Origin of the sequence: Priestia aryabhattai, assembly GCF_023715685.1 — a bacterium.
GTDB lineage: Bacteria > Bacillota > Bacilli > Bacillales > Bacillaceae_H > Priestia > Priestia aryabhattai_B.
In genome coordinates this window covers 1-9976 of sequence record NZ_JAMBOQ010000024.1, presented here as the reverse complement: position 1 = coordinate 9976, position 9976 = coordinate 1, and the positions used below count along the sequence as shown (strand labels likewise).

Sequence of the window (9976 nt, the reverse complement as noted above, 5' to 3'; positions counted from 1 at the left end):
ACTAATTTTGTATAACGTATACAGCATAAAAAGAGAAAAAACTCCTGCAGGTTGGTCAGGAGTTTTTTCTGCTACATAAATGCATCACATCAGGTTAACGCCTCACGGCATCTTGAGTAGTTTGCTCATCATATAAAACCTTTATTCGTAATAGGCAAGTTACCTAAAACAAAGAAAGTGAATATACTGGAACTGATAAAATCATACAACATTGGTTTTTCAAATCTCATAAGCTATTTCAAAAAGCCTTTGGATCATTGATCCCAAGGCTTTTTTTGATATGGTTCATTAATATATGAAGGTGTCTAATTTCAAAATGAACCCTTTCACTCCTTGTACATATTTTAAAAGTATAAATATATAGGAGTGAAAATATATGCTCTTTCGTCGATGGTGGCGTTGGCAATGGTTACGTTGGTGGAGATCATGGCTACGAAAATGATCACAGTATTTGACTGTTTTATATATTAAAGTGAATGTATCTTTTAACTTATGGTTCCTGTAATTTTCATTATGTCAACTACGAATGTATACGATATACAGACTAAAAAGGGGAAAACCTACTGGACAGAGATCAGTAGGTTTTTCTGCTACATTATTTAACCAAAGGACTGAAGCCTCACAGCTTCTTGAGTAGTTTGCTCATCATATAAGAAAATATTCATGATGGACAATTCACTTAAAATTAGGCTAATGAATAGGCTGTAAGTAGTATTGGTTATTCTCAAGATCAAGATTTCTTAGGATCATCCGTCTTTCTAAGAAAATCATCTTCTTGCAGAGTTATATAAACCTAACCTATACAAAGAAGATATGGCCTAATGAGTAGCCCATATTTTCTTTGTATTAGAGTATGAAATTACCTACCTTTAGATTTTTATGGCTTGTCCTTTTCTTTTTCAATGGTAATGGCTATTTTATTAATGGCTTCTGTTAGACGGTCTATTTTTCTTTCAAATCGTATTAAAAGGTAAAAGGCTATAACGATAGGAAAGCCTAAATTTCCAACGAGATTAAGCCAATATTCTATCTTAAGCACCTCCTTTTAGATACCGATATCCTATATAATATGCAATTTTCATATAAAAGTTTGGATTGTTGTCTTAACAGAGAGAACAGATCATATTTTCCTAGAATTTTCATTATGGTAACTAACTTTTATATCATATACAGCTTAAAAACAGAAAAAAACTCCATGGGCGATCAGTAGTTTTTTTCTGTTGAGAATTCAAATAAGAAAAGTGGTAGATGCCTCACGGCGTCTTGAGTAGTTTGCTCAAGTTCGTAAGAACTTATGTGTATAAAGGAAAAAAGATTACTTGTGTTTAATCAGTAGTTTTTTTCCTCATGAGATATAGCGACTTCGTCTTTATAGTCAAAATCTGCTCTTTGACTGATTTTCCCTTCCTCAAATATTACTTGGAATCTAATCTTCTTAATATTGTCCCAAGATCCTCTTCCAAATAGAAATGGATTCATTTCATATGTTCCAGTTCCTTTTCTATTCATAATTCCTTCTTTAACAAGCTTATTGATGTTGTTATTCAAACTTTGAACTGTATTAAATCCTAATTCTTCAGCCATTTGTTTCTTTATGTATGCATTTAAAACAACTATGTTGTCATAGGCCATTCTTTTTAGAAGAACGTTCAATGTCTTTTGGATACCACTTGATAGGTTATTTATCTGTAGGATATTATCTAAATAAATTTTTACGTAATCTGGTTCTTTGGAAACATATGATTCTTCAATATGCCTTTGAAATAGCTTTTCTCCATCATCATTAGTAACTGTTTCTTTAACTTCTTTACTGATTTTTTTTCTTTGTGTATCCCCAATTAGTTCTTTTTCCCAATTCTTCAATTCTACACCTCTTTTGTATTATCATTTATAATCTGTATCGTATTATAAAAATTAAATAAGTTCAAGGTGTTTTGTTTATTTTTATAATCTACTTTAGATTATATTCTATAACAAATATAATTATGTTCTGTAACGTATGTGATTATAATTTATAATAAATACGATTATGGTTTATAACGTATACGATTATAGTTTATTCACCAGAATGTTGTTATATCAATGTTTATAAAGTTTTATCTCTTCTTTTCTTTTATTTTATGTACATGTTTTTTGTGTTGTTTTATTGGGTTCCTGTAAGTCACATTATGTTAACTACACTTGTATATTCTATACAACATAAAAACGAAAAAAACTACTGCTCCTGTTCAGTAGTTTTTTTCTGTCCTCGTAAGGAAATAGGAGAATTATTCTTATGATGCCTCACGGCTTCTTGGGTAGTTTGCTCAAGATGTTATTTATTATTCATTTTTATAATTATTAAATAAAAAGAAACAGACTTGTTAGGAAGTCTGCAACTGCAACAAGAAATAAAGCTATTTACATACAACAGGTATTGTGTATGATCCAACGAACTTTAGCAGTCTGCCCTATTAAGGAGATTCTATACTTTATTGACTTTATATAGACTAGTTTTGTATACCGTATATATCTTTAAAAAAGAAAAACCTATCTCTTCCCAGTCAAAAGAGGTAGGTTTTTTCTGTTGCAGAATTTAGTTGTATGAGTCGATGTTTTGTGACATCTTGGATAGTTTGCTCAAATAGTCGGTTCCTATCCGTTTTATTTTTAATCTACAGCCTTTGAGCCCGAATTAGATCCTAAGTTCCATAAACTAAATATAATCGTGATTAAACCAAGAATTACGCTTGACCAAACCTCTCCATTTGTTAATGAGTAGATGAATGGGAAAATTACAAACCAGACACCAGTAATCGCGGAGATCCAGTTTTGCCATGAATTCCAGCCAGGTTTGTCATAGCCCCATAACGATACAATAACTTGAATGATTCCAAAAATTATACTTGACCATAAAGCTCCTGATTGATCTGAATAACCAATAGCCCAAGGTGCGATAATAAACCAGACACCAATTAATGCATTTAAATTACCCCTTAATTTCACAATTACACCTCCTCTAAGTTTAGGAATCTTTAAAGATTCCATTGTTAGATTATATGTTTAGAAATTATAGAGATTAACTAAATATATAACGATTAAATAAACAGAATATTTAAATAACAACTTTACTTTGTAATCGCTTTCATTTATAATGAAGATAGGTTGGATGGCATGAGTGGCTGTCATAGTATTTAGCGTAGGTGGGGCTGATACGAGGGAACAGGGCATAGAAGAAATGTCCTTTTTTATTTTTATGAAAAAGGTAAAAATAACATTTGATAATTTATGTAAGAAAATATAACAGAATTATGGTTTATTTATTCTAATTATGTAAAATGAAGTTGTGTAGAATTTACATAAAAAAAGACTACCTTTGGGGATAAGGTAGTCTTTTTTTATGTAGAATTTAAATTTGTTTGATAACCAGAATCATACTTATAGGAAGGAGCATTTCTCATTTTAGAGGAATGCTCTTTTACGTACTAAGTTTTAACATGGGGGTGCTTTCCTAACGTGGAAAGTGCCCTTTTTCGTTTCATTTTATTTAGTTTATATTTGTTATTAATTACTTATTTTTAAAGTGAAAATTTTAATGTGAAAAGTGAATGAAATCAAAATACTATCATGAATACTAGTACATACGATTAAAATAAAAGTATAAGGCTAGCATGATGCTAGCCTTATGCTAGTAGAATAAATTCAAAATGAAATTATGTTGAAAGAAATGATGATTAAAGAATTGGCGGCCGAGTAATCCGGCATCAAGAAAAGAATATATAATTATGCAAGTGAAGCCTTTAATCCTGTGGGCGTTGATGCCAGTAATTTATTTGGTCCAAATAGCAAAATGCTAGTAGAACAAAAGCAAATTAAAAGTACTAAAATAGTTAGTACTAGTGCTAGTGCTAGCAAAGTAGATGCAATTGACATGTTGTTATAGAATTCAAAGTTTATATTCTCTTGTCGTTAGAAATTTGAATACTAAAAGCAGAAAAACCTACCTGTCGTAAAAACAAAGGTAGGTTTTTCTGTTATGAAACTTTTGGGTAGAAAGCTAATGAGCTTCTTAAATAGTTTGTTCAAATTATAAAAACATATTCTTCTATGTAATAAAAAAAGAAGAAAATCATTCCAATTTGGGAGGTGGATTGCTTTTCTTCTTAACGGATTTAAAGCAGATTAAAGATGTATAAATTATATATCTTTAATCACCATGATTATTTTATCAAAAAAATTAGCAAATTTTAAAGTGTTAAATTTTTACTAATTTAAGTAAATGATGTAAAGCTAAAGGAAATGTATGTGCTAGCATGAATACTAGTATATATATTCAAAATGAAAGTAGGAGGCTAGTATCATGCTAGTAACAGAAATTCTAAATAAAATTATGTTGAAAGAAATGACGATTAAAGAATTGGCGGTCTTATATAATGTGAGTGATCGTACTATTCAATCAAAGATTAAAAAGTTAGGATATGAGTGGAATAGCAAGAAAAGTATATATAACTATGTGGGTGAAGACCCTGAGCCTGTAGATGTCGATTTTAACACTTTATTTGGTCAAACTAGCAAAATGCTAGCAGAACAAAAGCAAACTAATAGTGAAGTAGCAGCTAGTGCTAGTACATCTACTAGCAAAGCAGATGCAATTGATATCTTGCTGCAGAATCCAAAAAATCGTTCTAAAAGAGTATATCGGGGTTTTTATTTTGATGAGGATGTTTTAGGTATTATTGATCGAGTTCCAAAGAGTTATAAATCTGAATTAGTGAATGAAGCTCTGAGAAAGATATTTAAAGAAAAAGGATTATTGGATTAAAAAACTCACCTACATTTAAGGTGAGTTTTCTTTGTTATTTGACAAATAGGGTTTGCAAAAATGTAGGATTTGGTAGAAAATTAGACATAAGAAAAAGCCCTCAAGTTTTCGCCGACTCGGAGGACTTCTTCTAAAAAAATATTAAGAAGGAATTAACCTTCAACTACATAACTTTATAAATGTATTCTAACACAATAAGGTTAGTTCCTTCCACAAAAAAATGGAGGAATTAAAGTTGGAAAAAGCATTAGAAGCAGCTGAAAGAAAAGCTAGATTAAGAGATATTGAAAATTCAAAGGTTTTAACACAAGAAGAATTAGATTTAGCAAATCAACTGCAAGCTAAAGCAAATGCAGGGAAAATGAAATTAGTACCTGAGACAAAAGTTAAAAACAAAGCAAAATTTGCTCAAATTATTCAGGAGAATTGGCTTTATTTGATTCAAAATGATGTCTTGAAAAATGAAGAAATTATGTTTTTAAATAAGATTCTAGGGTTTATTGGGTTCCGTTCAAATTGTCTAGTACAAGATATAAAAGCTAGAGAGCAAATCCCTATGACTCAAACAGAGCTTGCAGAAGCTTTGAAAATGAGTCGAACTAATGCTAATAGATTAATAAAGCAATTAATTGATAAAGGGATTATGGGAAAATTTGAATCTGGAAGAGACGGTCTTAATGCTAAAATGTATGCTTTATATATAAATCCAAACATTATTTTATGTGGAGATCGTGATAATATAAACGAGACTTTACAAACTATGTTTAAAAAAAGATCTAAAGAATTAAAAAAATTACCAGTTAGATTAACTTAAAGTTCTCTCGTAGAGAGGGCTTTTTTTATTTTCTAGTTAATTTCATATGTATTGAGTTCAATACTAAACTGTCTTGAACTCAATACATATGAAAAGTCCTTAAAACCCTTTAATAACAAGGGTTAAAGGTGTATTGAAAAGGTATCCTCTTCTCACTCTCTATTAAATAGCAATTCGCTGATAGAATTGCAAGGGTCTTTTTATACTTTTTTCGTTAAAACTATAAAACTTAAATAGCTATTTGAAACACAAGGTTCGAGTAGTATTTTTTAAGAAAATCATTTAAAAAATCTCCACTCTTTTCTCCTTGCGTTTCAAATTTCGGCAGGAATGGTTATATCGCCAAGCCGAACATACCCAAAACGAAGTTAAAGATGCTCGGCTTACGACGGCCATTATACCTGCCGAACCGCCAGAGCAACTGTCCAAGTCTTAGTTGTTTTTCAACATGCATCTACACTATTTTAAAAGCCAGCCTCACACCCCAAAACGAAGGCGGCCACGTAATTCTAAAAGGTAAGTTTAAATCACCTTTTAGAAGGAACTTTTCTTTTATATATCGAATGACATATCATAGGACATAGCAGGGGGTTGTGTGATATGTCAGGCGATATAAAGAAGCAACAAAAGGTTTATACAGCAAGGGAAGTCGCTACTCTTTTAGCGATACAAAATACGACTGTTCGAAAGTATGCTCAGATGCTTGAAAAAGCAGGGTACCACATTCATAAAAATGAGTTGGGCCACAGAGGTTTTTTTGATAATGATGTGATTGTTTTACGTAAAATTAGAGAATTAATAAAGCACCCTGATATGTCACTAGATCAGGCTATAAATGCAGTAATATCAACGGTTGGCGAAGATGATATGTCAGACCGTGACACAGAGAAATTAACGACATATCAGGGGACACAACAGTATGAGCAGTTACTAAAACAATTTGAAGATTTTAAAGAAGAGCAAATGAAATTTAACCAAGAATTACTGAAGCAAATTCAACAAAGAGATGAATATATCTCAAAGAAATTAGATAATAGGGATCGTGAACTTTTAGATGCTGTTAGAGGAATGCAAGAAACTCAAAAACTTATTGCTGCGAGTGAAGAAAAGAAAAAGAAGTGGTGGGAATTTTGGAAGTGAAAAAAGACTGCTAGATATTTAGCAGTCTTTTTTATTTAGATGGTTTGTTTCCGATAACATCTTAGTCTCTACTTATATTATAACCCTATATGGGGATTATTTATAGACTGTTTTTTCAATCATGTCCTGCCTTATACTGTTATACGCAAGTCTAAAAATATAAGGGATGTGGCTATATGAATGACAAAAAAAATGTCTTAGATCCTGGTCCGTTTTTTCATGGTACTAAAGCAGAACTGAAAATTGGAGACCTGCTTGAACCGTTGTACTTATCCAATTATCAGGATAAAAAATCTAACCATATCTATTTCACTGGAACATTAAACGCTGCTAAATGGGGTGCTGAATTAGCAAGATCTAATTCAAAAGAGAGAATTTATATTGTAGAACCATTGGGCGATTTTGAAAATGATCCGAATTTAACTGATAAAAAATTCCCTGGAAACCCAACACGTTCTTATAGATCTAAATCTCCCTTGAAGATAGTAGCTGAATTAGGTTCATGGGAAAGACATTCCGATGAAGAAATAAATCATATGCTTACATCTTTAAAAAAGTTAAGTGAAGAAGGAAAAAATATAATATACGATTGATTCTCACATTATTAAAACTCCAAATGAATGCCCAATTAAAGGCTTAACTAATTTATCATTATAAGCAAGATTTAAAAAGGTGCTTAGGTAAACCGAGATGATTTCAGATCATTCCGGTTTACCTAAGCACTGGATTTTTATATGGTTGCCCTTTTGTGGAACTACTTTTACTGTAACATAGATACCCGGCTATTCTATCCATCAACCAACCAAAGATATGTGAATGAATATTGAAGGTCTGTCAACGGTAAATCGCAAGACCGTCAGGTCGAGAATTTAAGGAGTTGATAGACGCACCAGACCCAGACCCTCTTGGCACTCAAACAACTGCGTTTGTTTGACGCCAACCGGCGAGGGAGCCCCCTCAAAGGTTGAGGGGGTTGGGGGTGTTTGTAGGAGCCATTCCAAAGGGGCTTCCCTTTGGCAGGTGGTGGACAGCGTCCACGGTCTTAAAGAAAAAGGGCATCCGTGAAGGATGTCTTTTTTCTTTTTGGCTCCGCCAAACACAGGGAGGAATTCCGACCGCTCACCTCGTAGAGCGCGCTCCCAATTTTATCGAAGATGAAAAATTGGTGTAGTGCGTTACACCAAATCTAAAGTTGTGGTATGCTGGACCCATGAACAGTGGTCGAAATGGGGGATTGAGGGATGGCGAAATACGGGATTATCCGCATGCAAAAGTTCCACAAAGACGCAATATTGGGGATCCAGAAACACAATCAACGGGAGGGCGAGAAGAGTAAAAATAAAGACATCGATTCAAGCAGAACGATGCTCAACTATGATTTTGTGAATGAGGACAAAATTAAGTATCACGAAGAAATTAAGAAGATGACGGCCACGCGTGTGAAACGAAAAATTCGGAATGATGCGGTCCTGGTGGCAGAGTTCTTTGTGTCGGCTAGCCCGGAATACATGCATGCGATGTCGCCAGACGAGCAGCGAAAATATTTTGAAGCAGCGCTTGACCATATCTCTGGTAAGTATGGTCAGCAGAACATTTTATACGCCACGGTACATAACGATGAGTCTACGCCACATATGCACGTGGGTTTTGTGCCCATCACGGAGGATCGACGCTTGGCGGCGAAAGATTACTTCCATGGTAAAACGAAGATTCGTAGAATTCAGGATGATTTTCACAACTACATGAACAAACGTGGTTACGACATTGAGCGTGGTGAGCCGAGCGAGCTGCAGCATAAAAGCGTTCATGAGTTTAAGAAAAAAGAACGACAAAAAGAGCTAAAGCAGCTGGAAAAACAAGTGGCTTATAAGGAAAAAGAGATTCAAAGAATAGATAGTTTCGTTGAGCTTAAAACAGCACCACCTGTTGAGATACGTAGTGAGAAACGTATTGAAGAACTGTGTAGCCAACCTATTGACTTTGAGGCGCCCAAGACAGTCATGGGTTCCAAAGTCAAAGTGGAAGAAGCAGTTTTTCATGAGCTCATCAGTCTAACAAAAGAGCTGCAACAAACATTGGCGGCCGAGCATGAGCGTACACATGCGCTGAGTCATGAGGTAGATCGCTATGAAAAAGAGAATAAGGCATTAAAGCATGATTTGAGCGAGACAAGGCAAGAATTAGAAATATACGTGGCGCATCAAGATGGCGAAGTAGAGAAGGCAAAAAAACAAATGCGTCAGAAGCTAGTGCGTGATTTTTCAGCTGAACAAAAGGAAAACGTTAAAGATGAGGTTAAGAGAGAACTAGATACACAATATGTAGCTCATATAAGCTCTCTCAGCGATGATTTAACAATTGAGAAGCAGAAACATGAGAAAACGAAAAAAGAGCTTGTACAGGCAAATGAAGTGAATGAGAGCTTAACGAAGATGAATCTTGGTTATATAAAGAATTATGTGCCAAAAGAAGAGCTTGATAAAGCGAATCAGCAGGTTCATGAATTACAAGAAGAGAATAAAACATTGAAAGCCTGGAAGGAAAAAGCCTTGAATTGGATTGATAAGAATGTTGAGAAGATGAAGCAGATTTCATTTTTTCAATATGTGGGTGGTATTGGAAAGCAATCGAAGCGCCAGGACCAAGAACTAGAAAGATAAAAAGAAGAAATGAAGTTGAACAAACTAAAAATGATCGCTTTACTTGTTATCTTTGCTTGTGTGACTAGTTATACCGTATATCTACTGTTAAATGCTTATAACTACGGTTTTACTGATAAGTAAAAGTATAGTTATAACCATATAAAAAAAGCTATTTCAATCGTATTGGCATTGGAGTGAAATAGCTTTTTCTACTTTACATTCAAGAGTGTGTTAGTTCATTATGGATATCTTTATATGTGAATTATATCACAAACTTTTTTGATTGTGAAGATGGAAATCAAAATTTGTATGACAAGTTTTAAAAATAAAAGAAGCAACCTCGACAATTGGCAAGCGAGGTTGCTTCTATTTTGGGTTACGTTGAAATTTGTAAAAATAGTCTGATCTTTAATATATCATATTTGCATATAAAATCAATTATTTGAAGTGTTTAGCATATGTATAAAAGGTGCGCTTTTTATACATTTTTCTGCTACTTAAGCCTTGGATAATCAGCGTTATATCAAGGATGTATAAAAAGCTGCATACTCCGGAAAAAGAACCCTCGGCGGAACCGTT

General features: G+C 33.4%; 9 protein-coding genes. 6 read left to right on the top strand and 3 right to left on the bottom strand.

Features of this window, described 5'->3' with window-relative positions:
- Positions 1 to 877 precede the first annotated feature (877 nt).
- From M3225_RS28605 to M3225_RS28595, 3 genes are all read right to left on the bottom strand, one after another.
- Positions 878 to 1039 carry a YvrJ family protein gene (locus M3225_RS28605; RefSeq protein ID WP_202864358.1) on the bottom strand — a complete coding sequence of 54 codons (162 nt, stop codon included), beginning with the start codon at positions 1037 to 1039 and terminating at the stop codon, positions 878 to 880.
- A 290-nt stretch (positions 1040 to 1329) separates the two neighbouring features.
- Positions 1330 to 1863, bottom strand: coding sequence for a replication/maintenance protein RepL (locus M3225_RS28600; protein ID WP_251400700.1), 534 nt, complete (start codon positions 1861 to 1863; stop codon positions 1330 to 1332).
- Positions 1864 to 2649: 786 nt separating this feature from the next.
- Positions 2650 to 2985, bottom strand: a complete 336-nt coding sequence (locus M3225_RS28595; protein WP_251400699.1) for an SPW repeat protein — start codon at positions 2983 to 2985, stop codon at positions 2650 to 2652.
- A gap of 1354 nt (positions 2986 to 4339) precedes the next feature.
- On the opposite strand from M3225_RS28595, the gene M3225_RS28590 reads away from it, so the two are divergent.
- The 6 genes from M3225_RS28590 to mobV all read left to right on the top strand — a co-directional run bounded on the left by M3225_RS28590 (position 4340) and on the right by mobV (position 9415).
- Positions 4340 to 4801, top strand: a complete 462-nt coding sequence (locus M3225_RS28590; RefSeq protein ID WP_251400698.1) for a hypothetical protein — start codon at positions 4340 to 4342, stop codon at positions 4799 to 4801.
- Between the two features lie 235 nt (positions 4802 to 5036).
- Positions 5037 to 5615, top strand: coding sequence for a MarR family transcriptional regulator (locus M3225_RS28585; protein WP_235569178.1), 579 nt, complete (start codon positions 5037 to 5039; stop codon positions 5613 to 5615).
- A gap of 600 nt (positions 5616 to 6215) precedes the next feature.
- Positions 6216 to 6755, top strand: coding sequence for a DUF3967 domain-containing protein (locus M3225_RS28580; protein ID WP_251400697.1), 540 nt, complete (start codon positions 6216 to 6218; stop codon positions 6753 to 6755).
- A 176-nt stretch (positions 6756 to 6931) separates the two neighbouring features.
- Complete coding sequence (gene arr / locus M3225_RS28575; RefSeq protein WP_097824827.1) at positions 6932 to 7348, top strand: NAD(+)--rifampin ADP-ribosyltransferase; 417 nt, start codon at positions 6932 to 6934, stop codon at positions 7346 to 7348.
- Positions 7349 to 7728: 380 nt separating this feature from the next.
- Positions 7729 to 7926 (top strand): hypothetical protein, encoded by a 198-nt coding sequence (locus M3225_RS28570; RefSeq protein WP_251400696.1) that lies wholly within the window; start codon positions 7729 to 7731, stop codon positions 7924 to 7926.
- Between the two features lie 70 nt (positions 7927 to 7996).
- Entirely contained in the window at positions 7997 to 9415 is a 1419-nt protein-coding gene (gene mobV, locus M3225_RS28565) for a MobV family relaxase (RefSeq protein WP_251400695.1), read from the top strand.
- The last annotated feature ends 561 nt before the right edge of the window (positions 9416 to 9976 follow it).